This window comes from Peptoanaerobacter stomatis (assembly GCF_000238115.1).
GTDB lineage: Bacteria > Bacillota > Clostridia > Peptostreptococcales > Filifactoraceae > Peptoanaerobacter > Peptoanaerobacter stomatis.
This window is the reverse complement of sequence record NZ_JH414546.1, coordinates 201,818-228,649: the sequence shown is the minus strand read 5'-3', so window position 1 is coordinate 228,649 and position 26,832 is coordinate 201,818. Positions and strand designations below refer to the sequence as shown.

Annotated in this window: 26 protein-coding genes; 16 read left to right on the top strand and 10 right to left on the bottom strand. The window is 30.3% G+C overall.

Features of this window, described 5'->3' with window-relative positions; all coding sequences use genetic code 11:
• Positions 1-79: 79 nt before the first annotated feature.
• On the top strand, positions 80-1,051 hold the full coding sequence (locus HMPREF9629_RS00975; protein WP_009524437.1) for an HpcH/HpaI aldolase/citrate lyase family protein: 972 nt from the start codon (positions 80-82) through the stop codon (positions 1,049-1,051).
• Positions 1,052-1,719: 668 nt separating this feature from the next.
• Here the strand turns inward: HMPREF9629_RS00975 and HMPREF9629_RS00970 are convergent.
• From HMPREF9629_RS00970 to HMPREF9629_RS00950, 5 genes are all read right to left on the bottom strand, one after another.
• The gene (locus HMPREF9629_RS00970; protein WP_242821988.1) at positions 1,720-2,286 is read right to left on the bottom strand and encodes a hypothetical protein; all 567 of its coding nucleotides are present in this window, start codon (positions 2,284-2,286) and stop codon (positions 1,720-1,722) included.
• 370 nt (positions 2,287-2,656) lie between these two features.
• Positions 2,657-3,472 (bottom strand): formate/nitrite transporter family protein, encoded by an 816-nt coding sequence (locus tag HMPREF9629_RS00965; RefSeq protein WP_009524435.1) that lies wholly within the window; start codon positions 3,470-3,472, stop codon positions 2,657-2,659.
• 222 nt (positions 3,473-3,694) lie between these two features.
• On the bottom strand, positions 3,695-4,945 hold the full coding sequence (gene hutI, locus HMPREF9629_RS00960; RefSeq protein WP_009524434.1) for an imidazolonepropionase: 1,251 nt from the start codon (positions 4,943-4,945) through the stop codon (positions 3,695-3,697).
• Between the two features lie 347 nt (positions 4,946-5,292).
• Positions 5,293-7,320 carry a urocanate hydratase gene (locus HMPREF9629_RS00955; RefSeq protein ID WP_009524433.1) on the bottom strand — a complete coding sequence of 676 codons (2,028 nt, stop codon included), beginning with the start codon at positions 7,318-7,320 and terminating at the stop codon, positions 5,293-5,295.
• A 580-nt stretch (positions 7,321-7,900) separates the two neighbouring features.
• The gene (locus HMPREF9629_RS00950) at positions 7,901-9,046 is read right to left on the bottom strand and encodes a LapA family protein (protein WP_009524432.1); all 1,146 of its coding nucleotides are present in this window, start codon (positions 9,044-9,046) and stop codon (positions 7,901-7,903) included.
• A 620-nt stretch (positions 9,047-9,666) separates the two neighbouring features.
• Between HMPREF9629_RS00950 and HMPREF9629_RS00945 the strand changes: the two genes are divergently transcribed.
• From HMPREF9629_RS00945 to HMPREF9629_RS00875, 15 genes are all read left to right on the top strand, one after another.
• On the top strand, positions 9,667-10,557 hold the full coding sequence (locus tag HMPREF9629_RS00945; RefSeq protein ID WP_009524431.1) for a radical SAM protein: 891 nt from the start codon (positions 9,667-9,669) through the stop codon (positions 10,555-10,557).
• A 255-nt stretch (positions 10,558-10,812) separates the two neighbouring features.
• Entirely contained in the window at positions 10,813-11,418 is a 606-nt protein-coding gene (locus HMPREF9629_RS00940) for a Maf family protein (protein ID WP_009524430.1), read from the top strand.
• An 88-nt stretch (positions 11,419-11,506) separates the two neighbouring features.
• Positions 11,507-12,220 (top strand): RadC family protein, encoded by a 714-nt coding sequence (radC, locus tag HMPREF9629_RS00935; protein WP_009524429.1) that lies wholly within the window; start codon positions 11,507-11,509, stop codon positions 12,218-12,220.
• Between the two features lie 119 nt (positions 12,221-12,339).
• Positions 12,340-13,113: a rod shape-determining protein MreC gene (gene mreC / locus HMPREF9629_RS00930; RefSeq protein ID WP_242821987.1), complete on the top strand. Its 774-nt coding sequence runs from the start codon at positions 12,340-12,342 to the stop codon at positions 13,111-13,113.
• 13 nt (positions 13,114-13,126) lie between these two features.
• Positions 13,127-13,615, top strand: coding sequence for a hypothetical protein (locus HMPREF9629_RS00925; RefSeq protein WP_009524426.1), 489 nt, complete (start codon positions 13,127-13,129; stop codon positions 13,613-13,615).
• The gene (locus tag HMPREF9629_RS00920; RefSeq protein ID WP_009524425.1) at positions 13,612-16,701 is read left to right on the top strand and encodes a penicillin-binding transpeptidase domain-containing protein; all 3,090 of its coding nucleotides are present in this window, start codon (positions 13,612-13,614) and stop codon (positions 16,699-16,701) included. The genes HMPREF9629_RS00925 and HMPREF9629_RS00920 overlap by 4 nt, the downstream gene beginning before the upstream one ends.
• A 220-nt stretch (positions 16,702-16,921) precedes the next feature.
• Positions 16,922-17,170, top strand: a complete 249-nt coding sequence (locus HMPREF9629_RS12710; RefSeq protein ID WP_330367797.1) for a hypothetical protein — start codon at positions 16,922-16,924, stop codon at positions 17,168-17,170.
• 32 nt (positions 17,171-17,202) lie between these two features.
• Positions 17,203-17,676 carry a hypothetical protein gene (locus HMPREF9629_RS00910; protein WP_009524424.1) on the top strand — a complete coding sequence of 158 codons (474 nt, stop codon included), beginning with the start codon at positions 17,203-17,205 and terminating at the stop codon, positions 17,674-17,676.
• Positions 17,677-17,842: 166 nt separating this feature from the next.
• Positions 17,843-18,247: a hypothetical protein gene (locus HMPREF9629_RS00905; RefSeq protein ID WP_330367796.1), complete on the top strand. Its 405-nt coding sequence runs from the start codon at positions 17,843-17,845 to the stop codon at positions 18,245-18,247.
• A gap of 104 nt (positions 18,248-18,351) precedes the next feature.
• On the top strand, positions 18,352-18,678 hold the full coding sequence (locus tag HMPREF9629_RS00900) for an inorganic diphosphatase (protein ID WP_009524422.1): 327 nt from the start codon (positions 18,352-18,354) through the stop codon (positions 18,676-18,678).
• A 28-nt stretch (positions 18,679-18,706) separates the two neighbouring features.
• Positions 18,707-19,324: an SAP domain-containing protein gene (locus HMPREF9629_RS00895; RefSeq protein WP_009524421.1), complete on the top strand. Its 618-nt coding sequence runs from the start codon at positions 18,707-18,709 to the stop codon at positions 19,322-19,324.
• Between the two features lie 64 nt (positions 19,325-19,388).
• Complete coding sequence (locus HMPREF9629_RS00890; protein ID WP_009524420.1) at positions 19,389-19,703, top strand: TfoX/Sxy family protein; 315 nt, start codon at positions 19,389-19,391, stop codon at positions 19,701-19,703.
• 71 nt (positions 19,704-19,774) lie between these two features.
• Complete coding sequence (locus tag HMPREF9629_RS00885) at positions 19,775-20,569, top strand: PHP domain-containing protein (protein ID WP_009524419.1); 795 nt, start codon at positions 19,775-19,777, stop codon at positions 20,567-20,569.
• Between the two features lie 185 nt (positions 20,570-20,754).
• Positions 20,755-21,432: a tRNA (adenosine(37)-N6)-threonylcarbamoyltransferase complex dimerization subunit type 1 TsaB gene (gene tsaB, locus HMPREF9629_RS00880; RefSeq protein ID WP_009524418.1), complete on the top strand. Its 678-nt coding sequence runs from the start codon at positions 20,755-20,757 to the stop codon at positions 21,430-21,432.
• A gap of 257 nt (positions 21,433-21,689) precedes the next feature.
• Positions 21,690-22,283, top strand: a complete 594-nt coding sequence (locus HMPREF9629_RS00875; protein WP_009524417.1) for a GNAT family N-acetyltransferase — start codon at positions 21,690-21,692, stop codon at positions 22,281-22,283.
• A 31-nt stretch (positions 22,284-22,314) separates the two neighbouring features.
• On the opposite strand, the gene HMPREF9629_RS00870 is transcribed toward HMPREF9629_RS00875, so the two are convergent.
• From HMPREF9629_RS00870 to HMPREF9629_RS00850, 5 genes are all read right to left on the bottom strand, one after another.
• Positions 22,315-22,956 carry a TlpA family protein disulfide reductase gene (locus HMPREF9629_RS00870; protein ID WP_009524416.1) on the bottom strand — a complete coding sequence of 214 codons (642 nt, stop codon included), beginning with the start codon at positions 22,954-22,956 and terminating at the stop codon, positions 22,315-22,317.
• 385 nt (positions 22,957-23,341) lie between these two features.
• A complete protein-coding gene (locus HMPREF9629_RS00865; RefSeq protein WP_009524415.1) occupies positions 23,342-24,094 on the bottom strand; it encodes a tRNA1(Val) (adenine(37)-N6)-methyltransferase in 753 nt (250 codons plus the stop codon).
• A complete protein-coding gene (locus HMPREF9629_RS00860; protein WP_009524414.1) occupies positions 24,095-24,976 on the bottom strand; it encodes a PSP1 domain-containing protein in 882 nt (293 codons plus the stop codon). It abuts the gene before it with no gap.
• The gene (locus tag HMPREF9629_RS00855) at positions 24,973-25,779 is read right to left on the bottom strand and encodes a DNA-directed DNA polymerase III subunit delta' (RefSeq protein WP_009524413.1); all 807 of its coding nucleotides are present in this window, start codon (positions 25,777-25,779) and stop codon (positions 24,973-24,975) included. The genes HMPREF9629_RS00860 and HMPREF9629_RS00855 overlap by 4 nt, the downstream gene beginning before the upstream one ends.
• Positions 25,780-25,969: 190 nt before the next feature.
• Positions 25,970-26,644 (bottom strand): dTMP kinase, encoded by a 675-nt coding sequence (locus tag HMPREF9629_RS00850; protein WP_009524412.1) that lies wholly within the window; start codon positions 26,642-26,644, stop codon positions 25,970-25,972.
• Between the last annotated feature and the right edge of the window lie 188 nt (positions 26,645-26,832).

Below are 26,832 nucleotides of genomic sequence, written 5' to 3'. Positions count from 1 at the left end.
ATATATATTACATTTTTTCTATCTTTTTGTTCAAAATTATGCTACAATGATAAATAAAAGTTAATTAGTTGGAGATAGTATGAAAAATAATTTAATATATTATAGTGTCGGCGCTTTATTATATTGTCCGGCAAATAGCGACAGCATAGCAAATTCCATAATAAATGGAAAATTTTCGTCAAATTTTTCTCTTGCACTATGCCTTGAAGATACAATACCGGATAATTGTGTGTTGGAGGCAGAGCAAAAACTTATACAGTCAATAAGTAATATTTATGAGAAATATATATCAGATGGTATACATATTCCTAAGATTTTTATAAGAGTAAGAAATTATGCTCAAATCTATGAATTATGCGAGAGTTTAAAAGATTGTATGGATATTGTAACAGGATTTATAATACCCAAATTTTCGCTTGAAAATGCGGACAAATATATAGATGCGATATTTAATGTAAATCAAAAAAGTAATAAAAAAATATATATGATGCCTATTTATGAAAGTGTAGCAATAGTAAATTTACAGATGCGTTATGATATTTTATATGAATTGAAATATAAACTTGATAGAATAGAAGAACTTGTCCTAAATATTCGTGTGGGCGGGAATGACTTGTGCCATATATTCGGTTTTAGAAGGCATGATGATGAATCTATACACGATATAAAGCCTATATCATCTATATTTTCAGATATTGTTACGGTATATGGAACAGATTATGTAATATCCGCACCTGTATGGGAATATTATGACAGCAGTAATTGGGAAAAGGGCTTGCTTGATGAAATTAAAGGAGATATATTGTGTGGTTTTGTAGGAAAAACTGTCATACATCCGAAACAAATTGAAGTTATAAATGAAGGCTTTAAAGTACATAAAAAAGATTTTGAAGATGCAAAGGCTATATTGAATTGGAATAAAAACTCCAAATTGCTCGTATCAGGCAGTACAAAAAGTGAGAGAATGAATGAGTATAACACCCATCATATATGGGCTGAAAAAATAATGCTTATGGCGGAGGCATTCGGTGTAAAAGAGTTGGTTGATTAAATAAATCATGCATACTTATAAAATGAAAGGCTATTAATTTATGTTTTTCACATAAATAAAAAAATGCTTATAAGCAATGCAAATATTCGTTTTTAAGTAGGTTTCAGTTGAAAATGTATCAGAATTTTTAATTTTAAAATTTATAATTGATTTATCCAAACTGTATTTTAGTCTATACTGTAGTGTATCTTAAAAGTTTTAAAGCTTCAATGATGAAAATTGTTTTAAAGTTATTATATTTTTGACATTAATTATATTAAAATATAATATTTTTCAGATATGTTTTAATATCAATTTATTATATAATTGTAGCTTAAGCAAAATAAACCTCCAGTTTTACTGGGGGAATAAAAATCTTTAGATAAAAGAAAACCTCCTTTTGATATAATAGAATTGGTCCGCCAAAACCAAAATAAAATCAAAAGGAGGTTCTTGTTCATTTTTTAAAGTCAGTCATAAAATTAAACTTTCTAAAATCATTTAAGTTTATAATGATTACATAAATAAAGATAATTAAATATTAATAATATAAATGTTTGGAGAACAGTATAAAAAGAAAGTTTATATTTACTATAGGTACGAAGCACGGATATTAATAGAAGAACTTGTAAAAGGAAATAAAAGAGTGTCTTAGGATCAAAAAGAAATTCAAAATTACGAAACATCATCTATCTGAGTCCTGACCAATGTACAGTGTCTATATATCTGCCGCTTTTATCATAAAGTTTTGCATATCTTCTATATTCTATAGAAGTTCCAACTGTTCTCCATTTACCGCCAATTATAATCTTTAAGTTCATATATCCACTTGCCTGCATACCAAGTAATACGCTTGCTGCTCCAAAAAAAGCACCAACAGGACCGCCACAAACACCTGCTAAAGCACCTGCTAAAACAGCTTGAGTTACACTCATATAGAAAAGCTCATAATTTTCAATTTCACTAAAATAGTTCCAATCATCTGAATTAGCCATTTTATATGAAAACGAGAAAATATCTCTATTATTTTTTATAGGAGCTTTAATAGTTATATTTTCAGCACCACTTATTTTTATTATGTTAAAACCGTTTTCTTCCTTGTGTTCATATCTATAAAATTTACCATCAATAATATATTCTTCTGTAAGATAGATACCATTATTTTTTTGAGAATCCTGATAATCCATTTTTAGACAAACAACATCTGTTGAATTGTTATTAGTTCCAAAGGCAAATATTGAATTACTAAAAAACATAGAAAATATCAATATGAACGCCATTATTTTTTTTAGTATTTTTTTAATTTCTATAACCTCTCTTCAATATGATTATAAAAAATATATTTTTTATAAAATTAATTTAAAATAAAAGAATAAAAATTTAACTTATTGTGAAATTTATTATTAGTGCATTGATTACTAAATAGAGTACATTGGTCTAATCCCACCTAACAAAAATATATTACAAATATGTGGAAAATATATAAACTATGTAGAAAGCATAAGTTGTTTTATCAATTTTGTCAATAGATAATATGAAATATTTTCAAATAATTTATGATAGATTGTCAAGTTAAGTGCAACACAATTATCTTGACAATCTATCTTTTGTAGTTTAATAACGGCATTAATGTTCTTCTCTCAAATACAAAAACCAATAGAATGCCCCTATAAATATAGCACCACCTATTATATTGCCTATGGTAACAGGAAGTAAATTGTTTATAAAAAATGAGCCTATGTTTAATTTTTCTATGTGTATATTGTGCTCGACGGCAATTTTTACATATTCACTGTTAGAAAGTGCCATCATTCCTGACGGAATATAATACATATTTGCTACACAGTGTTCAAATCCTGATAATATAAATAACAGTATAGGGAAAAATGTACCCAACACCTTATCGCTTAAAGTTTTACCTGAAAAAGCCATTATTACAGCTGTGCAAACAAGGATATTACATAGTATACCCATAGCTAAGCCTTGAGAAAATGTATAAGATACTTTTTTTACGGCTACTTTTATAGTTGTAAGTGCCAATTCATTATTAAAAAATGAAAGTTGTCCGGACATATTGATAAGTCCTGCAATAATAACTGAGCCTATTAAATTGCCTATATATACAAAAAACCAGCATCTTAACATTCTAAATAAACTAATTTTTTTCTTAAGTAGAGATATTACTAAAAGACAATCTCCTGTAAAAAGTTCAGTTCCACAGCAAAGCACCATAATGAGCCCACCCGGGAAAACAAGACCTGCAAGCAATTTTGCTATAGAGCCGCTTTCTACAGTAGCCGATACGGTATTTGATGCAACTGATGCAAGTGCTATAAATATTCCGGCAAGTATAGCAAGACCTATCATCTTATATAAGGGATAGCCGGATTTTTTTTCTCCCAATTCTATGTACTGCTCTGCTACTTCTTTTGCTGATAACATAATTCTCCTTTCGTTAGTGGTAGTAATTAAACTTAAAAATGGAAAGCATAATATTATTTTAAAATGAATATGCGCAAAATAATTCTGTATAAAAATAAATTAGTTTTTTTATAAGTTGAACTACTATATTTGATTTGTAAAATATAGATATGCCTTAAAAGATATATGATATTTTTAAGACATATCTTAGCAAAAATCAGTTTTTAATTATAATTTTCTATTCTATTTATTTTCCCAAACAACAACGCCGTCTTTTATAGTCTTTTCTACTATGTTTACTGCTGTGTGATATGGTAAGAATTTGTATGAAGGGAATTTTAATATTACTATATCTCCTTTTTTTCCGACATCTATTGAGCCTATTTTATCGGCTTTGTCAATTGCAGCAGCGCCGTTTATTGTCATAGCTGTAACAGCTTCTTCTATGCTCATGTTCATATATATGGATGCAAGTGCAAACATAAGAGGTATAGAATTTGTAAAGTTGCTACCCGGATTGAAGTCTGTTGCAAGTGCAACTGCACAACCGCTGTCTATCATAAATCTTGCTCTTGCAAATGGCTCTTTTATACAAAATGCAGTTGTAGGAAGCAATGTGTTTATTACTTTCTTATCAGCCATTGCTTTTATGCCTTCGTCTGATGCGTGCAATAAGTGGTCTGCTGATATCATTTCCATTTCTGCAGCAAGTTCTGAACCGCCTAACTGTACTATTTCATCGGCGTGGATTTTTAGTTTCATACCATATTCTTTGGCTTTTAGATACATTTTTCTTGATTCTTCTACTGAAAATACACCTTTTTCACAAAAAACGTCAAAGAATTCGGCAAGATTTTCTTTTACAACTTCAGGTAATACCTGTTCCAACAATAAATCTATAAATTCATCAGTTTTTCCTTTGTATTCTTTAGGTACTGCATGAGCTCCTAAAAATGTTGTGGATATGTCTATCGGATGTATTTCATTAAGTTTTTTCATAACTCTGAGTTGTTTCAGCTCAGTATCTTTATCCAAGCCGTATCCGCTCTTGCCTTCCACAGAAGTTACACCGAATGACAGCATAGAGTCAAGTCTTTGTTTTCCAAGCTCGATGAGTTCTTCTTCGCTTGCTTGTCTTGTAGCAGTAACGCTGTTTACTATACCGCCACCTCTGTTCATAATGTCCATATAACTGTCGCCACGAAGTCTCCAAGAAAATTCTTCCGCTCTATATCCTCCGAATACGAAATGCGTATGAGAGTCTACAAATCCCGGCATAACTGATTTACCTGTAGCATCTATGACTTCATAATTTTTTTCATCATAATCTTTTAAAATGTCATCAGTTTTTCCAACAGCTTTTATTATTCCGTTTTCTATGACTACACTGCCGTTTTCTATAACGTTTATTTCTGACATTTCTTTGCCGAATTTGGCTCTATTTCCACTACAAGTTACTACTTCGCTTGCATTTTTTATAAGTAAATTTTTCATAGTATCCTCCTTGTTTTGATATAAACATAATTTAATGCCGATAATTGATTAAAATAGCATTTTTTATTTTATAATTTATGATGCTTTTTTATACTATTTTCTAATAAAATTATCGATAACTTGTATAATTATATAAGATTAATATAGATAGTGTGTTGGAAAAATTAATTATTATGTTTTTCCGTTATTCTATAAGATTTTAGTATAAGTTGTAAATTATATTTTTAATATAGCTATTGGTATAAGTTTAACAAAGTATAATATTAATTTCAAATTATTTTTTATAAAATATTGTATAAATACAAAATTTGCAGTATATAATTATACTGCAAATTTTAGATTATGATTTATTTGTTGAATATTTTTGCAACAGCGCTTTTAACTTTATTTTCATCTGCTATATATGGTATAGTTATGTGATCTGTACCATGATTAGCTTCGTTGAATTCCAACACTGTTTCTATTGAGTGTTCGTTTCTTGCCCAAGAACGTCTTGCGACTCCGCTCATAACGTCCCAAGATAGAGCTGATTTTACTATTTCGTCTGCTCTGTGGCTACCGTCTAACACCAAGCCGAATCCACCGTTTATAGATTTACCTATACCTACACCACCACCGTTGTGGATAGCAACAAGGCTCATACCTCTTGCGCAGTTACCTGCAAAGCATTGTATAGCCATATCAGCCATTACATTACTACCGTCTTTGATATTTGATGTTTCTCTAAATGGTGAATCTGTTCCTGAAACGTCATGGTGGTCTCTACCCATCATTACAGGACCTATTTCACCTTTTCTAACCATATCGTTGAATTTAAGAGCTATTTTTATTCTGCCTATTGCATCTTGATATAATATTCTTGCTTGTGTACCTACTACCATTTGATTTTTTTCAGCATCTTTTATCCAGATGTAGTTATCTCTGTCTTGATATCTTCTGTCAGGATTTATACACTCCATAGCAGCTTTATCAGTTTTTATCAAATCTTCGTGTTTTCCGCTTAGGCAAACCCATCTGAAAGGTCCGTATCCGTAATCGAATAGTTGAGGTCCCATTATATCTTCTACATATGAAGGCCATATAAATCCGTCTTTTTCGTCTATTCCGTTTTTAGAGATTTCTTTTACTCCTGCGTCATAGATAGCTTTCATGAAGGAGTTACCATAATCGAAGAAGTAAGAACCTTTTGCTGTAAGCTTCTTAATTACGTTGAAATGTGCAACAAGAGTTTTGTCTACCAATTCTCTGAATTTTTCAGGATCTTCAGCCAATAATCTTGTTCTTTCTTCAAAAGTTATTCCTTGTGGGCAATATCCGCCTTCATATACGTTGTGGCAAGATGTTTGGTCAGATAAAAGAGGTATATGAATATCGTGCTCGTCGGCATATTCAAGCAAGTCTACTATATTTCCATGATAAGCTATTGATATAGGTTCTTTCTTGTCTTGATACTCTTTTGCTAAAGCAAAAACTTCTTCAAGATTTGCAGAAGCTTTTCTTATCCAACCTTGATCTAATCTTGTTTGTATTCTTGAATAGTCAACCTCTGCAACTATTCCAACACCGTTTGCTATTTCGCAAGCTTTTCCTTGTGCACCACTCATTCCGCCAAGACCTGATGTAACAAATAATACACCTTTTAAATCTCCTTCATTAGGTATACCTAATTTCATTCTTCCTGCGTTAAGTATTGTATTGAATGTTCCATGAACTATACCTTGAGGTCCTATGTACATCCAACCTCCGGCTGTCATTTGTCCGTAGTTTGCAACACCCATTTCTTCAGCTACTTCCCAATCGTGTAGATTGTCAAACATACCTATCATCATTGCGTTTGATATTATTACTCTTGGAGAATCAGGTTTAGATTTGAATAATCCAAGTGGATGTCCTGATTCTATAACCAATGTTTGATCTTGAGTTATAACTTCCAAATATTTTTTTATAAGTCTGTATTGCATCCAGTTTTGGCAAACACTTCCTGTTTCACCGTAAGTTACTAATTCATATGGATAAAGAGCAACGTCGAAATCGAGGTTGTTGTCTATCATTACTTGGAAAGCTTTACCTTCTGTGCAATTACCTTTATATTCATCAATAGGTTTTCCGTATAATTTACCTTCAGGACGGAATCTGTATCCGTATATTCTTCCTCTTGTTGTAAGTTCTTCTAAAAACTCAGGAATAAGTTCTTCGTGATATTTTTCAGGGATATATCTAAGTGCATTTTTAAGCGCTATTTCAGTTTGAGCCTGAGTTAATCTGAATCCTCTGTCCGGAGCTCTTCTTATACCTTCTACAAATTTAGGCATTTTTGGAAGTTCATCGTCCAATTTTATTGTCATAGCATTCGCAATATCAAGATTTTGTATCATTTCATACACTCCTTTTTTATTTTATACATAAATTATATCAAAAAAACTTTTTCATAAACTCTAAAAAATTTTTATGATGAAGTTTTTTTATTTATCGTAAGTTTATTATATATACATTTAGTCTTTAAATAGTCTATGCTGAAATTTTATTTAAAAAATTTTTTCGACGTATATAAAAAATATATTTATGGTTTTTATATTTTTCATAATGTTTTCCTTGTTTATAGAATTGATGAAAACATTTATATTCCAATAATTTGATTTGTTTTATTTTGCGTCTAATTTCATTTTTATACTATAATTATTCTTGGTTTTTTCGCTTGAAAACATTTTATAAAAATTATTTTTAAAATATATTAATACAGATATAGAAATTTTTTTATTTCACTTCAGCTCATAAAAAAGATATTATTATGAACGAAAAATGGGATTAATATATTTTTGTTTTTTCAAATTAGCTTGTAGGGTATTTTATAAAAATAATGATAATGCTAATCAAATAAAAAATAAGTGATTAAGATTTCTCTTTGTCACTTATTTCAATGATGTTTTTATATGCAGTTGTAATATTAACGATTTTTTATATATTATCTTTATAATTTGCTCTCAAATCCGAGCTTGAAAATAATGAATTTATCTTATTTTTGAGCACTGATATAGGCATCCCGTTGTATTGTTCCGTTTCTTTCATATCGTCGTTTTGCACAGTGTCTGATTTCCAGTTGAATCTTTCTTGTACGAGATTTCTGGATAATGTGTTTTCGGGTGATGTATTTTGCTTATATAATTTGGTTAATGAAGAAGTTTCGCTTGTTGCAGTCGTAATGTTCTCTTTTTCAGAAAGATTTATTTTGGGTAAATCAGGGTTTACAGTATCTGATTTTTTTGATGCCTCGTCTACAGCTTTTTGCAAATTTTCGTCATTTAGGACAAGTTTTAAAAAAGTTTTTTCTGGATTTATTTTTCTTATATGTTTTGATGATATTTTTTTAAATTTCTTGTTTTTTATTTTTACGGGCGATATCACTTTTTTTTCTCTTTTAATAATTGTGTCATTGTTTTGTTTTTCATCTGAATTATTTTCTTTAATATATTTGGAATATTCGGCTTTTAAGTCTATACATTTTTGTGGACGGTTTATGTCTATTTTATTTATTTTCACTGACTTTTCCATATGCCACGGCACATCTTTTTTTATATTTTTTTTATTCAAAGAAAAATCATCGTTTTCCAAATCATCAAAACCGCTTAATATATTATCCAAATTTGCAGTTTCTTTTGATTGGACTTTGGTACTGATGTGTTCTTCAAGTTTTTGAGTTTCCGTCTTTAGAATTTTAGATTTTTGAGTTTCCGTCTTTTGATCTGTTCCATCATCTTCAAGAACTTTAATAGAAAGCAGTTTTGTGATATTTTCGTAAGCTATGTTGTTTCCGGTATGTATTTTTTGTCCGTAAGTTGAACCGTTTATAACGGATATTTCTTTTTTTAGTTTGGCAATATTTTTGTTTTTGGATTTTATTATTCTTTTGTATTTTATTTCTTTAAAAACGCTGAAACCCAAGCATATTATGTATCCTATGACGATAATGGCTGTTATAAGAATGGACATGGATATATGAAATTTGAAAAATAAAAAATTTACTTGCACATCTTGAGAGTTTTGGATTGCAAATATTCCCATTAAAAATGCAAATATGAGCGATGTAAAAAATTTAATTTGCATATGTTGTTTCTCCTTTAGGAATTATGTATATTTTCAATCTTAAGAGTGTCATTACTATTTTTATAAAATTATCTATGTTTTGTGATATAATTTTTGATATAAAATACTTGAAAATTTTTATAAAAAAATGATAGTAAACTATTTTTGCTGTTATTTGATAATTATAACAAGTTTTTACAATAATTAAAAGACTTTTTTTAAAAAATATTACAAATTTTCAGCTAAATTACAAACATTTCAAAAGTTTTAAAAATTATATATGTTAAATAACGTTGAAATTTCAATAAAATTGATTATCTTATAAAATTGTTGATATTTACATATTTTTATGTAAATCTATAATGTTTTTGTAAAACAATTTATAAAAAATTATATAGTTTAATCGAAAAAATATACGAGGTTTTTATGCTTATGATTTGGGTATATTAATTTTAATTTTTATAGCATTTATTTGTGTTTGAGTAAAATTTGTTCTATAAAAAGTGTGGGACGGGGCAGACAAGTATAATTTGAGTGCATGTACTTAAGCTGCACAAGTGAAAACTTTGAAAAGTCCAACTAAGTAAATGCACTGTTTTAGGACAAATTTTGATAAATGAAAATTTATTTAAGGAGGACATATGAGATACGAAGGAATGGTATATAGACCGCCAAGTGAGGCTTACAGCTTGATAGTTCAAGTTACAACGGGATGTTCACAAAATACCTGTACATTTTGTGCAATGTATAAAGATGCAAAGTTTAAAATAAGGAAAGTTAATGATATAAAAGAAGATTTTCTTTATGCTAAAAATCATTACTATGATGTGGAGAGAATATTTTTGGCAGATGGAGATGCCCTTATAATGCCTTTTGATGATTTGCTTGAAATATTGAAATATATAAATAAATTATTTCCTAATAATGATAGAATATCTTTATACGCATCTCCACGTTCGATACTTGGAAAAACTGATGAACAGCTTAAAATACTGCGTGAGAATAATTTAAAAATGGCATATCTCGGTATAGAAAGCGGAAGTGACAAGGTTTTAAAAGACATTAAGAAAAGAGCTACAGCAGATGAAATAATAACAGCCGGACAAAAAATAAGAAGAGCGGGTATACAATTATCTGCTACGCTTATAATGGGGCTTGGAGGAATAAAAGACAGCAAAAAGCACGTTGAAGGCTCAATAAAAGTTTTAAATGCTATAAATCCTGATTATCTTGGACTTATGACGCTTCTTGTAAAATCAGGCACTGAAATATATGATGAAGTGATGGCGGGAAATTTTGAACAGCTTACACCGGAAGAAATAATGCACGAAACTATGGAACTTGTAAAAGGTTTGGAACTGAAGGATACAGTTGTAAGAAGCAATCACGTTTCAAATTATGCGCATATAAAAGGAGTGCTTAACACAGATAAAGCGTCTATACTTAAACAAATTGAAAATGCCTTAAAAAACAGCGACTTTGAAAAAAGCAAAAGAATAAGACAGATGTATGCAAGACAGACGGGTCTGTAAATAATTGTTGAATAAAAAATATAGGAAGATAATTAAAAGCGGAATTTAAAATTTAATTTTTATTATGAGATGAATAAAACTTTAAGAAAACAATAAATTTATCGAATTTATTGTTTTTTTTTTGCATAAATGATAGACTATTTACATAAATAAAAATAATTTTGATTTAAGTTAAAATACTGAAGATAATATTAAGTTAAATATATTTGCTTTTTAAAAGATTATTAGCATTAAAAATATATAACAGGAGGAAAAATGAAACTTATACTTTCGTCATCTTCACTAAGAAGACAAGAGATAATGAATATGTTTGATATAGAATATATTGTTGATACGACAGATGTTGAAAGGACTTTGGTACTTACAGCAACACCGCACATAAATGCTATGGTAAGTGCTTTTATGAAAGCTTCAAGCGTGTATGACAAGAATATAGATGAAGAAGATGATATTGTTGTGCTTGGTGCGGATACAACAGTTACAATAGGAGATTATCAGTTTGGAAAACCTAAAGATGACGATGATCAGTTTTCTATGCTGAAATATCTGTCAGGAAAAACACACGATGTTATTACAGGTTATGCAATAATTAAAAAAGATTATAAATATGTAGATTATGTGGTGTCAAAAGTGAAATTCAAAGAATTGAGCGATGAAACCATAAAAAATTATATAAAAACCGAAGAAGGCGGTGACAAAGCCGGTTCGTATGCCTTGCAAGGTATAGGCTCAATATTTATAGACAGTATAAATGGAGATTATCAGAATATAATAGGCTTACCTATAAGCAAGATATATGACGTGCTTAAGACAAAATTTTCTTTGGATTTATTGGATTTTGAAAAGTTTGAAAATCAGTAGCGGATTTTTATTGAAAACATATGAAAATAATTTTGAGTAACCTATTAGTAAGAATAGTATATAAGATTTCAAAAGTTAAGGAGAATTTATGGATAAAGATGTACAATATAAAGATAAACAAAAAAATACCATAAAAAATCTCGATATTTCTCAAAGACCCAGAGAGCTGTTGTTGGAAAAAGGAGTTGAATTTCTGTCAGATGAACAGTTGCTTGCAATACTCATAGATACGGGAACGAAAGAGCATAATGCGATAGAAATTGCAAAACAGCTCATAGAATATGCAGGCAGTTTGGAATCTTTAATCAGATGCGATATAGATATGATTAAGAACATAAAAGGCATAGGTACTGCAAAAGCCTGTAAAATAATAGCATCTATAGAATTTGCCAATAGGGTTGCAAGAAAAAGAACAAATTCAAGAGCAAGTATAAGCTCTCCGGCTGATTTAGCCGAGATGTTTTCGTTTGAATTTGACAGGTGCAATGTAGAAGTATTTAAACTCATATGTTTGGATGTGAAAAATCACATAATATATTCAAAAAATATAACTATGGGAGTAGCAGATTGCTCTGTGATAACACCCAGAGAAATTTTTAAAGAGTCGTTGTTAAGGCATGCGGTAGGTATAATTGTAATGCACAATCATCCGTCAGGAAATCCGAAACCGAGCAAAGAGGATATATCCGTGACTATAAAAATAAAAGATGCAGGCGATATTATAGGTATAAAATTGCTTGACCACATAGTGTATGGAAGTGCCAAAAACTATTACAGCTTTAAGGAAAACGGATATATATAAATTTTTTATAGCCGGAAAAGTGAACAAGAATATAAGGAGCAGTAAGAAATAGATGTTTAATGTATTTATAAAGGGTTTAGTTAAATGGAAAAAAGTTATAGCGGCTGTAACAGTTTTTTTTGATTTTAGCTGTGATGCTCATAAACTCAATAAGATATGAAAAGACTTCGTCAATAAATAATAAAAGCTTTGATGTTTTCACGCAAATGTCTCTTATAGGAAACAAGATAAGAAATAAATTTATTTCTGACTCGACAGACAGCGAGCTTGAAAAATTAAAGGAAGAAAACAGAAGTTTAAGAGATCAGTTAATAAAAAATACCATGCAAGAAGAAGAAGTGCAAGAGCTTAACAATCTTAAGAATGCACTAAAATTTGTAACGGATAAAACTGCGAGCGATTTTATATCTGCTGACATAGTTGCGAGAAATGACGGCAATTATTATAATAGTTTTACAATATCGGCAGGAAGCGACAACGGAGTGAAATCCGATTCTATTGTAGTAAACGGTGACGGTTTGATAGGTAGAGTTTATCAAGTTTCGCAAAAATATTCAAAAGCCGTGTCAATAATAGACAGCAGGTTTCCTGTAAGTTTTCAGATAATAGGCAGGAGCAGTGATACCGGTATGCTAAGTCAGGATGTTTCAATTACACAGATAGAAGATGCAAGTCTTATAAAAGGATATATGTTTGACGTGAATTCACCTGTAAAAATTGATGATATAGTTACTACATCAGGTTTAGGGCTTTATCCGGCCGGAATACCTATAGGAAAAGTTCAACAGATAATTCCTGATGAGCAAAATATATTGAAATACATAGTAGTACAACCTTATGTAAATTTCAAAAAACTTGATAAAGTTATGGTATTTAATAAAAAAGATTTATAAAAAAGGAGTAATTTTGAAAAATATATTTAATTTCATATTAGGTATTTTAATAATAATATTTTCAAATACTGTATTCAATTTTTTCAAATTTTCTCCAAAAATTGATTTTATCTTAATATATATAATAATATTATCATTGTATTGGGAGCAGGACGACTATGCACTTTATATAATATCCGCACTGCTCGGATATTTTGTAGATGTATCTGTAGGTATGTATCAAGGGCAATGTACAATATTGTTTTTATCTATATCCATAGTAGGAGTTTTGATTAAAGATAAGATAAGAAAAGATTATTTTATAGTACCGTTTTTCATTTCATCACTTATTATAGTTGTAAGTGCAATTTATAACACGATTATATCAAGTATAAATATTAACCATGGTTTTGTGCATATGTTTGTGACCAATGTATTTTATATTATTGTCAATGTTATAGCCCTTGCAGTTATTATAGGCATAGTGAATATGAGTGTGAATTATTGGAGAAATAATAAATGAACAACAATGATTTAACTAACAGATTTTATTATATATACAGGTTTATAGTAATTGTATGTATTATACTTTGCGTAAGAATAATATATATAAATGTAGTAGAAGGAGAATATTATAGTAATATAGCTAATGACAGCATATATAAAGATATTACCATACCTGCCCCGAGAGGAGAGATAAGGGACAGAAACGGCATATTATTGGCAGGAAATAAACCTATATTTACAGTAAAAATATCAAAAAATGAAATAGACAGATTAGGAAAAACAGACAAGCAGAAAAAAGAACAGATAAACATTATTGCACTTAAACTCAGTAATATACTTATAAAAAATAAAGAAAAAATAGAAGACTCACTTCCGATTTTAATTCAAGATTCTGATTATAAATTCACTTTTGATGAAGATATAAGAAAATGGAAAGAGTTGAATAAAATTCCGTTGGAAAAGACGGCTAAAGAATCTTTTTACATCATAGTCGAAAATTATCAAAAAGAAAACGGGATAACATTAAATTCTGATTTGAGTGTTGTAGAAGTACAAAAAATTTTAAATGAAGCAGGAATATACCCTCCAATTTCTGTAAAAGATAATATGGAGTTTACAAGGCAACTGGACAAAGAGCAATGGCTATATAAATATGGCATACAAGATAAAAATATATCAGCAAAAGATGCTTTTATAAAGATAAGAGAAAATAGAAGAATAGATGAAACTTTGACAGATTTAGAGGCAAGAAATATACTTGTGATAGTTGATGCGGTAGAGTCGAAAGGGTATTTACAATATGAGCCGGCACTGATTGCAAAAGACATAAGTCAAAAGACGGTTGCATTAATTCAGGAAAACAGAGTTGACCTGACAGGAGTAAGCGTTCAGGTGGAACCGCTAAGATATTATCCTCAAGGCAATTTGGCATCACACATAATAGGACAGATAGGTAAGATTTCTTCACAAGACGAATATTTCTTGGAAGATGAAAGATATTCAAAATCAGATTATGTAGGAAAATCAGGAATAGAATATATATACGAGAAACATCTCAAAGGCACAAACGGTTACGAAAAAGTTTTGGTAGACTCCGCAGGTAAAAAAATCAGAGATATTGACCATAAAGAAGGAGTATCAGGTAATAAAATATTTTTATCAATAGATGCAAAACTTCAAAAGGTAGCGGAAATTTCATTGGAAAAAACACTTAAAACACTTCAAGTAGGAGGAGTGTATGAAAGTAAGTGGGGAAATACCAATATGGCAGGTGCTACAAAGATATACAAAAATGCCAATGCAGGTGCGATAGTAGCCTTAGATATAAAAACAGGAAAAGTTTTGGCTATGGCAAGCTATCCATCATATGATCCCAATATTTTTACAAACGGGCTTACAAAAGCTCAATATGACAGTTTACAACCTGAAAATCCCAATGATCCGCTTTCGCCTAAACCTCTTTTCAATTCGGCTACTATGACGGCAGTACAGCCCGGCTCAATATTTAAAATGGTCAGCGCACTTGCAGGATTGGAAAACGGATTGGATCCATATTACTCCATTCAGGATAAAGGATATATAGATTTGGGAGGAGGAGCCGTATACGGTAACTGGCTATGGAATCAATCAAGACAGACACAAGGTTATGAGAACGTAATAACTGCACTTAAAGATTCCAACAACTATTATTTTTATTGTATATCGGTAGGATATAATTTTGCAACAGATCAAAAAATACCTATGGGGGATATGAAAAAAGGTAAGGCCATATTGGATATGGCAAGAAAATTTAAGCTGGATCAAAAAACAGGAATAGAAATATATGAAGTTGCAGGAACCGTTCCGGATCCGAAAGTAAAATATGAACAGAAAAAAGCTTTGCTAAAAGATGATATAACAGAAAAGATGAAGGATAAATTCAACGATATAACACCGTCATCCAATGAAGCGGAATACAAAAAAAGAGTAGATACGATAATAAGCTGGATAGACGAAAATCCTTCAAGAGCAGAAATAATATCAAGGCTGTCAAACCTGAAAGTTAAAAGTTCAAAATTGGAAGAAATTGCAGATTTGTTGAAATATACTTATTTTATGCACGCAGATTGGACAACCGGAGATATATTTAATATGGCGATAGGTCAAGGAGAGCACCAATATACACCTATACAAATAGCCAGATATATAAGTGCGATTGCAAACGGAGGATATCTTAATACGGTAAGTGTAGTTGACAAACTCGTTAATAAGCAAACGGGAGAAGATACCTTTATAGAAAATGAAAGATTAAGAGTGGAGCTTTCCAATTACGGTAATTTAGAATATATAAAACAGGGTATGATTGACGTTACAGACGAAGGAACTGCAAAAGATATATTTTCAAAATTTCCTATAAGAGTTGCAGCCAAGACAGGTACAGCAGAAACACAAGGAAAGATACCTACAAAAGATGAAGTAAATTATTATTTATCACATCTCGATTACTACAATGTAGACAGAAGTGAAGTTTTAAAATTGGCTGGAAAAATAAAATCGGAATCAAAATACAAGTATAAAGAAGAATATTATATTAAATCAGCAATTCTGCAATTAAATCCGAGACTTAAATTAGACAATCTTGATACTTTCAAAGAAACATACAGCGATTATTCGTGGTTTGTCGCATATGCACCATATGACAATCCGCAAATAGCGGTAGTAACTTTATTGTTTCAAGGAGGCTCCGGAGGGCATGCGGGACCTGCGACAAGAGATGTGATTGCACAGTATATGGGAATATATGACGGAGAAGTAAAACTCCATGATGAAAAAGATGATTTAAAAATAAAAGTAGAGCAAACTGAAGAAAACAAAGATAAAATTACAACATATACTTTGCCTACACAACAAACATATGTTCAAGAGCTTTATTCACAACCTAAAGTAGAAAATAAACCAAGTCAAGAGGTTGCCATACCGAAAAAAGAAGAACCTAAAATAGAACCGAAAGTAGAGCAAAAATCGTCTGAAAACAAAGCCCCTGTAGAAAATGAGCAACAGCAAGAACAACCGGCGTCTTATGAAGATGAGGGAGTTATTTTTGATGAGAGTAACACCCCTTAAATTTGAAGTTGTATAGGGAGTGATATAGAAATGTGCAAGGAATGCTATGTTGATGAAAAAAGAATAACTCCACTTTTAAATCCATTGGACTGTTTAGAAAATCATACACAATATATCTGTTGGTACTTGTGGTAGGTGTATTTGTATTGAACATGATCAAAATCGAGGTTTACAGCGATGGAATTTCCCTTTTAAGTCATTAGAAATTGCCAAGTTATATTTGAGAACTGCAGACTATACAACAAAAAAGTCATGTGGAATCTATGAAATCAAAAGTAAGAATGGCAGATTATCATACAAAATCTTTGAAGATTGTGAAGACTTGCAAGTATATCTAAGAAAGAATAAAGGTAAAATCTGTGAAACAATGTCCCCTGTTTTTCAAGTGGAAGGATATAATGAGTATCCTAATACACAGATTAGAAAATTAACTTCTGACGAAATACAAAAATATATGTCAGAAAGATAAATTGGAATTTTATCTATGAAAGGGAAAATAATGTGAAAGAAATTACGAGTTTTGTATACGATAATCCTTGGATAATATTTGTTGTCATGACGATAATGTTCTATGTAAGTATAGGATGCTTGGCATATCGGCAGTCTAAGCGTAAGAAAGCTTTTAAGATGATTAAGAGTATGAGAAACAACAATGAACTATCCAAAGTGTATCTTAGGATAGATAACGGATATGGTGATTTCTATGATGTTGCGGTTAGTTCTGATGGTGAAACGTGGCATAAAGCTCTATTTTCCGAAGAAGTAGTAGCACCGTCTATATTACTTTCACCTGGACAATATACGATGAAGTTTTCCGTAAAATCGCGTTCAGTAGTTTCAGCATATCATAGCAAAAAGGGGGTTTTTTATACGGAAGTTACAGTAGAACCGTTTGTTGATACGATAATCGTATTTGATAATGATACGTTGGATAGTTGGCAAGAAGATTATAAGGAGGAATATTTAAATGAGTAACCTAAGAATTAATTTTATTGACAACTGGGAAAAGAAAGACGTTAATTTAAAAGAACTTATGCGTGCATTAGAGGATGGCAATTCATCTGTTTATACGGATGCGAGTTTTAAGAAGGTATCAGCCAAGTGGAAGAAATTTAAGGAGAGAGGTGTTTCAAACCTCTACTTGATTAAAGAGTTGGATGATGATGGCGTGGCATGTGCATACTATGCATATTCAATTACTGACGGTGTAATTGATGATGAGACTTTGGAGAGAATTAGAGAAATATGCGCACAGAAGTTATCTTCGGGTGAGATGAGAGCCGACGGTTCGTTTTCAAAGCCGAATGAATGGTGGGATACGCATCCTCTACGTTCGATAAAGGCGGTTGAATCCGGTTCAGCAGACAGTTTACACCAGTATTTATCAGCAGAGTTATATCCAAAGGGTATCGTGCTTGATACCAGAAGTATCAAGGCAAAGAATGCAAATGAATTAGCTTGCTCAGCAATTGCGTGGGGTGTGAGTACATCACTTTTCAAAAAAGGTGCATATATGAGTGTTCTTATTCATAACGATTTGCTGTAAATCTTGATTTTAGTAGATTGTTAAAAGCGAGTTATTAAATTAGTTATTTAAAATAAATATGAAATAAAAAAATCTACGACAAATTAGAATTTGTGGAGGCAACTATGATTGGCAAGACTGTAAAAGTTAAAGTGGATCGTCCACTTGGAAGTTCTCACCCTGATTATCCAGAACATATTTATCCAATCAATTATGGTTATGTTGAAGGAATAATCGCTCCTGATGGGGAAGAACAAGACGTGTATATACTTGGGGTTGATAAAGCAGTAGATGAATATGAAGGAGAATTAATTGCTGTTATCAAAAGGGACGATGATGCAGAAGAAAAATGGGTTGTTGCCCCAATAGGAATAAAGTTTACAGTAGAAGAAATTGAAGAAGCTGTTAGATTTCAAGAGAAATATTTCAAGTCTCATATTGAAATGTTATGATCAAATCAGTATTTGTAGAGGAGGGTTGATGAAAGATATTAGACCGGATTTTAAAGATATAAAATCATTTGAAGAATTTAACAGATACTATTGGTATCGAGAAGAACTTTCACAAATTTGTAAATTCCTTGGATTAGAGTATAGATGTACAAAGCAAGAGCTGAACTTAATTATAGAACAATATTTTAAGGGAAATAGAATAGAAAAGTCTGTAAGGAAAGTAAACAAAAAACAAGCCGAAGCGATAACCTTAAATTCACCGTTACTTGAATGTGGTTTTTCCTTCAATCAAAAATTTCGCGAGTATTTTTCAGCTGTAACAGGTATTAATCCATTTAAATTTAATGCTGATATGGCAACTGCATGGAGAAAAGTAAAAGCAGAAAATGACTTAAACTTTACAATTCAAGATATGCTTAAAGTATATTATGGCGAGTCAGACTACGCTAAGTATGATAATTCAGCTTGTCAATGGAATCAATTCCTAAAGGACTTTTGCTCAGACGAATTTAGCGACTTTTATTCTAATAAGTTAAAAGTTGCTGCTATTCTATGGAAAAAAGTCAGAGATTCAAAAAACAAAAAAAATTATTCACGGGAACTTCTAAAAAAATATGAAGAGAAAATAGAGGAGTATCAAAAATAAACAACTCCCAGTTTCGTAAAACTGTTCTGGAAAGAAAAATATAAATTTGAAGGAGGTAATCATAGTGAATGAATTTAATGAATTTGTTCGTGAGGTTTTTTCTGCAGCAGGTGATATTGTCATAAAATCTATGATGGGCGGATACCTTGTATATTTTAACGGTAAGCTGATAGGTGATATTTGTGATAATGAACTGTTTCTGAAGAGAACGCCGACAACTGATAAACTTCTTGCAGACTCAGAATTGCGTTATCCCTATGAAGGTTCAAAGACATTGATGCATGTATTCGACAGATTTGAGGATACGGATTTGATTACAGAACTACTGGAAGGTATGTATACGGAACTGCCAGAAAAGAAACCCAAGAAAGCTAAATGAGACAGACAAGCTTTGGTTTGTAAAGATAATATAAACAAATGAAAATTGTTGATTTTTATAAAAGGAGAAATATGCAATATCAAGACTTTAATTTTCATACACACACATATAGATGCGGACATGCCGTAAAAACTGAAGATGATTATATACAATCAGCTATACAAAGCGGATTTAAAGTCCTCGGGTTTTCTGAGCATTGCGGATATGAGGGTTTTGACAGTCCAAGGGAGAGGATACCGTTCAAAGAAATGGACAATTATTTTAGCGATATAAAAAACGCTGAAGAAAAGTACAAGTCAGATATAAAAATATATGTAGGATTGGAATTTGAATATTTTGATGATTTAAACAGCTATTATACAGAGCTTAAAGAAAAATATGACTACCTTATAATAGGTCAACATCTAAAGGACAGAAAAGGCTATGATTACACATATAGATGTACTGATAAGGACGTGAGATATATGGCATATCAGGTATGTACAGCACTTGAAAATGGCTTTACAAAATATGTTGCACACCCTGATTATTTTATGCTGGCAAGAGATAATTATTCCAAAGATTGCGAGACAGCAGTAAGAGAAATAGTGCAGTGTGCCAAGAAAAACAATGCTATTGTGGAAATAAATTTAAAAGGAATGAGATACGGTATACAGCAATATGACGGTTATAAATCATATAAATATCCGCATAGTAAGACAATAGAGATATATAAAGAAGAAAATGCAAAGGTTGTAATAGGCTACGACGCACATAATCCTCAGGTTTTGCTACAAAGGGAATATGAAGAGATTGCAAGACGAATCGGTGAAGGTTTGGAAATTTTACAGGATTACAGAGAAATTTTATTTGATAAAAAAAGATAAATTTTATATACTTTCATAATAAATACTGATTAAAAGTATATTATAAGCATGTCATCAGAAAGTTATACTTATTTAAAAGTATAAATATATAAAATATAGAAATATTATGATTTTTAATAATGTTCAGCATTACCGTTATATTGTATTTTAAATATATTTTTATAAAATGCGGGAAAGGAATATTTATGAACATACTTGCTATAGACACATCATCAAGTTCAATGTCAGTGTGCGTTATGTCGGAGGGAGTTATAAAAGGAGAAATTAATCTGAATAACGGACTTGTTCATTCTACTACTCTTATGCCTTGCATAGAAGATTTATTCAAGGTAATAAATTTTGACAAAAAAACATTGGATATGATAGCTGTTTGTGTAGGTCCCGGTTCGTTTACAGGTATAAGAATAGGAGTTGCGACTGCAAATGCTATGTCTATGGCATTTAATATTCCTGTTGTATCCGTAATTACATTAGATGCTTTGGCTATGAATTTTTTGTACTTTGACGGTATTATAATATCTACTGTAGATGCTCAAAGAGATAATTTTTATGTTGGAGTTTATAAATCAGACGGAAATAGAGTAGTACCTGTTAGAGAAAATGAAATTATGAGTGATGAAGAATTGACAGAATATATTTTAAGTTTAAAAGATAAAGTTATATTGTCAGGAGATGCTGTAGAAAGCGTAAATGTAAACGGCTGTATATTTCCAAATACCGCAAACAATTTTATAAGAACGTCTAATGTAGCTGTTATTGGCGAGATTATAGGAGCAAAGGATAAAAATTTTGCAAATCCTGTATATATGCGTAAATCTCAAGCTGAAATAGTATATGAGCAAAAACATAAAGATATTGAGTAGTTTTAAAATAAGTCTGATATGTTGTAATATTCTACTCTAATATACTAAAAAATATTACAAAATATAAAATTTCTATTTTTCGCATATTTATTATTTGTGGGAAATATAATTTTTCAGATATATAATTGTAATATGGCTTTAATTGGTGTTTAATATTAATTTAAAAATAGGATTTAATATTGTTGAAACTATTTTTATGGGGATAATTGCTGTTTTAAATTGAAATCTGTATAGATAAAATATAAGGAATGATTAAGTTGAAATATTATATAGATGAAATAGGGGAACATATAAAGCTGCATAATATGATACCGTATGAGACGAGTTTGACTCAAGTATGGGGTAAACACAAGGACAGATTGTATGCCGATTATGATTTTCCAAGTTTAAGTACTACAGAACTTATAGAGTGGCTTGAACTGAAAACAAAAAACGGTAGAGCGGTTATATCTATATCTACTGCAAATGACAGAATTATCGGATATATTTCTCTTAGAAATACGAACAGATTTTTTAAAAGAGGCGAGATAGGCATAGTTCTAAATCCTGATGAAATAAATAAAGGTTATGGAACGGAGGCATTAAAAATTTTTATAAATTGGTATTTTAAAAAATTGAAATTTAAAAAACTGTTTTTAAGCGTTGCAATGTATAACGACAGAGCATACAAAGTATATAGAAAATTGGGATTTAAAAGCAAATATACATTTTGGGAAAGATTCGGCAATGAAGAAATAAATCCTTTTTCAGATAAAGAATATGAGTATATAAAACAATATTTTAAAAAAGTAAGAGATATTACATATGTGAAGTGTATAAAAATGGAATTATCCACATTGTCCACAAAGTAAAAATTATTTTCTGTGGATAATGTGGATAACTTTATTTTAATTTTATAAGTTCTTCGTCTATAATTTTCTTAAAATCGTCTTTTTCTCTTGAACCCAAGAAACTTTGCATTATGTTGCCTTTGCTATCCAATATAAGTGTTTCGGGTATTGCCTGTACATTTTTAAGATATATGTTTATTAAATCCGGTGACGGTAATAGATTTAAGTATTTTACATTAGATTTTGATATGATATCTTTTGCCACATTTATTTGGTCTTTGGAATATTCGCCGTTTTGGTCAAGAGTGTCTATAACTATACCTACAAATTGAACGTCTTTTTCTTTGTATTCTTCGGCTATTTCAGCAAGATAAGGAAGTTCTCTTAGACAAGGACCGCAAAATGTCCCCCATATATTTACTACCGTAAGTTTTTTATCTTTTAATATATCTTGATTATATTCTTTTTCATCTAAATCCGAAGCTGTGAATTTTGACCAAGGACCTCCTTTTTCATCGGACTTTGTGTCATTTTTAACTTCACTTGAAACCTCAGCTTTTGAAGTGGATACAGGTGCATTTTCCTGAATTTTTACCTCGTCTGAACTTGTTTTTATATCCTGTTTATTACAAGACGATACGAACAGTATTGATAATATAAATACAGATAATAGAAGCAATTTATTCTTTTTCATAAGACCTCCGGCAGTATACTTATACTGAAATTTAATTAAATAATGAGAAAATGTTTTTTAATTCAATGAATTAATCTTAATTATAATATATTTCTCGATAGCCATAAAGAGTATCGGTGTTAAAATTATTATATGACTAATTTTAGCATAGATATTTGAAATTCACCTTAAAAAATTATAAAAATATAAAGAAAAACTGTATTTTCAAAAATTTATTGTAAATACAGTTTTTTATGTTTAATATTATTACGAAATTAAACAGTAATATAATAAAAAGTCTAAGTTGAACATATTTTTTGTACGCTAATGTCATAGGGTATTATATAAATAGCGTGTAACGTTAGCTATTAAAATATTGTTATCTTAATTTAAATAGGTTTTCGTGTTAAATATTTTCGTCTATGTCTAAAAATTCTTTTGAATATATAGTATTTATACTGCTTGTATATGAGCCGTCATCATTATGCACATATATATCGTCCAACATTTTAAGTTCAGGCTTTGAATTCTTTGTGAATTGTATGAGTACTAAATTTGCAGGTTTATTTATTTTTGGATGTATGAGTTGTAAGGTTTTAGGCTCTAATTTATTTTTGCGTGCTTCTACAAATATGTCGCATAATCTTGAAGGTCTGTGTACCATATACATTTTGCCGTTTGGTTTAAGCAAATCACTGCTTATTTTCATTATATCGGATAGTGTACAATATATTTCATTGCGTGATATTTTCATCATTTCATTTGTGCTTAACAATTTCTCTTTCGGCATATACGGAGGATTTGAGGTTATTATGTCGATGGAATTTTTTTCTATATATTGCAGGCTTTGTGTAAGATTTATGTTCAGCACGTCGATTTTATCTTCAAGATTATTTAATTTTATGCTACGTTTTGCCATATCCGCTATTTGTTGTTGTATTTCTATGGCATATATTTTTTTGATATCGGATTTGGCTGATATAAGTATGGGAATAATTCCTGTACCTGTTCCCAAATCTGCAATCACATCATTTTTTTTGTATTTTACAAAATTGGCTAACAATACGGCATCTATTCCAAAACAAAATCCGTTTGTATTTTGTATTATTTTGTAGCCTTTGACTTGTAAATCGTCTATTCGTTCACCTTTTAACAGCACTTAGTCCTCCAATTGTTTGAGTTCTTCTTCGCTAACGTGATCGTGTAAATCATTCATAACTTTTGCCATTTTTAAAACTTTTATTTCATCCAAATTAAAATCTTTAAAGCTTACATTATTGTCATTTGTTTCTATAACAACTGTGACTTTTTCAAGTAGAGTGTGTTGGCTTGTAACTTTTCCGACGCCTTCCGGTGTTTCTACTATTGAGCCTAATGTAGGCATTCTTTTTATTATCCCTTCATAGTTGTCGTTTTCATATTTTAAACAACAGAATAATCTTCCGCAAGAGCCTGAAATTTTGCTTGGGTTAAGTGATAATCCTTGATCTTTTGCCATTTTTATCGTTACAGGTTGAAAATCTCCAAGCCATTTTTTACAGCAATATTCTCTGCCACAAGGACCGTGTCCTCCGAGTTTTTTTGCTTCATCACGCACTCCGATTTGTCTTAGTTCTATTCTTGTCTTGAATATGTTGGCAAGATCTCGGACTAATTCTCTGAAATCTATTCTTCCGTCAGCGGTAAAATAAAATATAAGTTTACTTTTGTCAAATGTATATTCATTTTCGAGTAAATTCATATCAAGCTTGTGCAAAGATATTTTTTCTTTGCATATTTCAAAAGCTTCTTCAGCCTCTTTGATATTGTTTTCGTGTTGTATATGGTCATTTACATCTGCTATTCTAAGAACAGGTTTTAGTGGAGCCACTAATTCACAGTCTTGTATGTATTTTTCCGGTATAACTACGGTAGCATACTCAATTCCTCTGGAAGTTTCGACTATTATTTTTTGACCGATTTCAAAACTAAGTTGCTCTGTACATTCAAAATGATAGATTTTACCTACACTTTTGAATCTTACTCCTACTACTTTTTTCAATTCATAACCTCCATTATATTTATGAGCATAAGCTCTATAGTCATTGAAAAACTGCAATTTCGATTCAGCTTTTTTCTTGTATCTTCTACTATATCTATTATTGTGAGAAGTTGATAGTATGTGAATTTGTTTATTATGTCGTGTATATATTTATTTTGTTTATGCTTGTCCGGTAAGAGTGCTATGCTCTCTTTGGCAATCATTATATTTCTTGAGTTGTCCAATATATATGTTAGGATGTCATCTATATCGTCTTTTGATTTTTTTAAATTCTCCATATATTGTATCATCTTTATCTTATCTTTTGCTATTAATATGTCGAATAATTGTCTTGTCTTTATATTTATGTCTTCTCTTTGTGATAATTCGCTTACTTCTTCGTCAAAAAAATATATTATGCATCTTGAGCGTATTGTTTCAAGAAGTGAGTTTGCGTTTTCTGTAAGCAAGATGAATATGACATCTGGCGGAGGTTCTTCGAGTGTCTTTAAAAATGCATTTTGCATTGGGATTGTGAATTTCATAGAATCCTCAAATACATATATTTTTTTTGCTTTAAATGGCTTTACAATAGAATCTTTTGTGATGTCTCTTATAGTTTGTACGTTCATATCTTCTTTTTTTATAAGATGATAGTCACTTACCATAGAAAGATTAGAAGTTTCAAGTATCTTATTGCATAATTGTGTAGCCAGTTTAAGTGCAAGAGATAAATCACTGCTCTCAAAGATATATGCGTGTCTCAATGTATTTTGTTCGTGTTCATCGAATAATAAATCTCTTATTTGTTCATATTTGTTCATAAATTTACCTTATTTTTATAAAATTTTAATCTTAAATAGTTAATTGAATTAAAATATAACCTGATAAACCTATTATAAATGTTAAAATTATAATATACGGCCAGTAGGCTTTGTAATAAATGTGCTGATTATGGCAAAAAATAATGTAATAATATTGTATTTTTGAATGATTTTTATTAAATAATATCAATTATTGTATTTGCTCGATTATCATAGAATGTATATTTTCTATACTTTTTAAACCGTCATTTTCAGAGCAGTCTATATTTATCCAACCGTATTTTTCAGATACAAATTTGGCATTTTTATACACTTTTTCGAGATATGCTTTGTTGTTTTCGTGTATGTCTCTTTTTAACAATTCATTATGTCTCTTATTTTCCACGCTTCTTTTTTTCATTAGGTTGTATGAAATCTCAAACGGTAAATCTAAAAAGAATACTTTGTCAGGAACCGGCAAGCCGTACAAGTTGAATTCAAAATCATACAACCAGTCTAAAAACTTGTTTTTTTCTTCGATGCTGTCGTATTTTCCTGCCTGATATACCATATTTGAAGTTGTATATCTATCAGCTATTATTATATAGCCATTATCATAGTACCACTGAATTTCTTTTTTAAAAGTGGCATATCTGTCTATTGCAAAAAAAGTCGAAGTTATATATGGATTTATATCTTCAGCTTTAGAGCCGAAATCTCCGTTTAAGTACATCTTTACAAGAGATGAAGACGGACTTTTGTAGTTTGGAAATTCCACTTTCATAATTCTGCTGTTCTTCTTTAAAAGACTTTCATATAAAAGTTTGGTTTGTGTAGCTTTACCACAGGCATCGCTTCCGGACTCCATAACGTAAATTTTACCCAATTATTTCACCTTTTTCTTTGTGATAATCAAAAATTTATTATAAAATATGTATAAAAATTTTTTAAGAGTATTTATAGGATATGTATATATAATTAATGTGATTATTTAAATATATTCAATATCTTCTATATTATACAAAATTAATTATAGTTTGTAAAATATTTTAAACTAAATAAAAGATATTTTAT

Excerpts from the sequence above, each read along its gene's own strand:
- HMPREF9629_RS00970 (WP_242821988.1), bottom strand. The coding sequence starts at position 2,286 with ATGTTTTTTAGTAATTCAATATTTGCCTTTGGAACTAATAACAATTCA.
- HMPREF9629_RS00955 (WP_009524433.1), bottom strand. The coding sequence starts at position 7,320 with ATGATACAAAATCTTGATATTGCGAATGCTATGACAATAAAATTGGAC.
- HMPREF9629_RS00900 (WP_009524422.1), top strand. The coding sequence starts at position 18,352 with ATGATTGGCAAGACTGTAAAAGTTAAAGTGGATCGTCCACTTGGAAGT.
- hutI (WP_009524434.1), bottom strand. The coding sequence starts at position 4,945 with ATGAAAAATTTACTTATAAAAAATGCAAGCGAAGTAGTAACTTGTAGT.
- HMPREF9629_RS00965 (WP_009524435.1), bottom strand. The coding sequence starts at position 3,472 with ATGTTATCAGCAAAAGAAGTAGCAGAGCAGTACATAGAATTGGGAGAA.
- HMPREF9629_RS00940 (WP_009524430.1), top strand. The coding sequence starts at position 10,813 with ATGAAACTTATACTTTCGTCATCTTCACTAAGAAGACAAGAGATAATG.
- HMPREF9629_RS00855 (WP_009524413.1), bottom strand. The coding sequence starts at position 25,779 with ATGAACAAATATGAACAAATAAGAGATTTATTATTCGATGAACACGAA.
- HMPREF9629_RS00975 (WP_009524437.1), top strand. The coding sequence starts at position 80 with ATGAAAAATAATTTAATATATTATAGTGTCGGCGCTTTATTATATTGT.
- HMPREF9629_RS00895 (WP_009524421.1), top strand. The coding sequence starts at position 18,707 with ATGAAAGATATTAGACCGGATTTTAAAGATATAAAATCATTTGAAGAA.
- HMPREF9629_RS00950 (WP_009524432.1), bottom strand. The coding sequence starts at position 9,046 with ATGCAAATTAAATTTTTTACATCGCTCATATTTGCATTTTTAATGGGA.
- HMPREF9629_RS00945 (WP_009524431.1), top strand. The coding sequence starts at position 9,667 with ATGAGATACGAAGGAATGGTATATAGACCGCCAAGTGAGGCTTACAGC.
- HMPREF9629_RS00920 (WP_009524425.1), top strand. The coding sequence starts at position 13,612 with ATGAACAACAATGATTTAACTAACAGATTTTATTATATATACAGGTTT.
- HMPREF9629_RS00870 (WP_009524416.1), bottom strand. The coding sequence starts at position 22,956 with ATGAAAAAGAATAAATTGCTTCTATTATCTGTATTTATATTATCAATA.
- tsaB (WP_009524418.1), top strand. The coding sequence starts at position 20,755 with ATGAACATACTTGCTATAGACACATCATCAAGTTCAATGTCAGTGTGC.
- radC (WP_009524429.1), top strand. The coding sequence starts at position 11,507 with ATGGATAAAGATGTACAATATAAAGATAAACAAAAAAATACCATAAAA.
- HMPREF9629_RS00885 (WP_009524419.1), top strand. The coding sequence starts at position 19,775 with ATGCAATATCAAGACTTTAATTTTCATACACACACATATAGATGCGGA.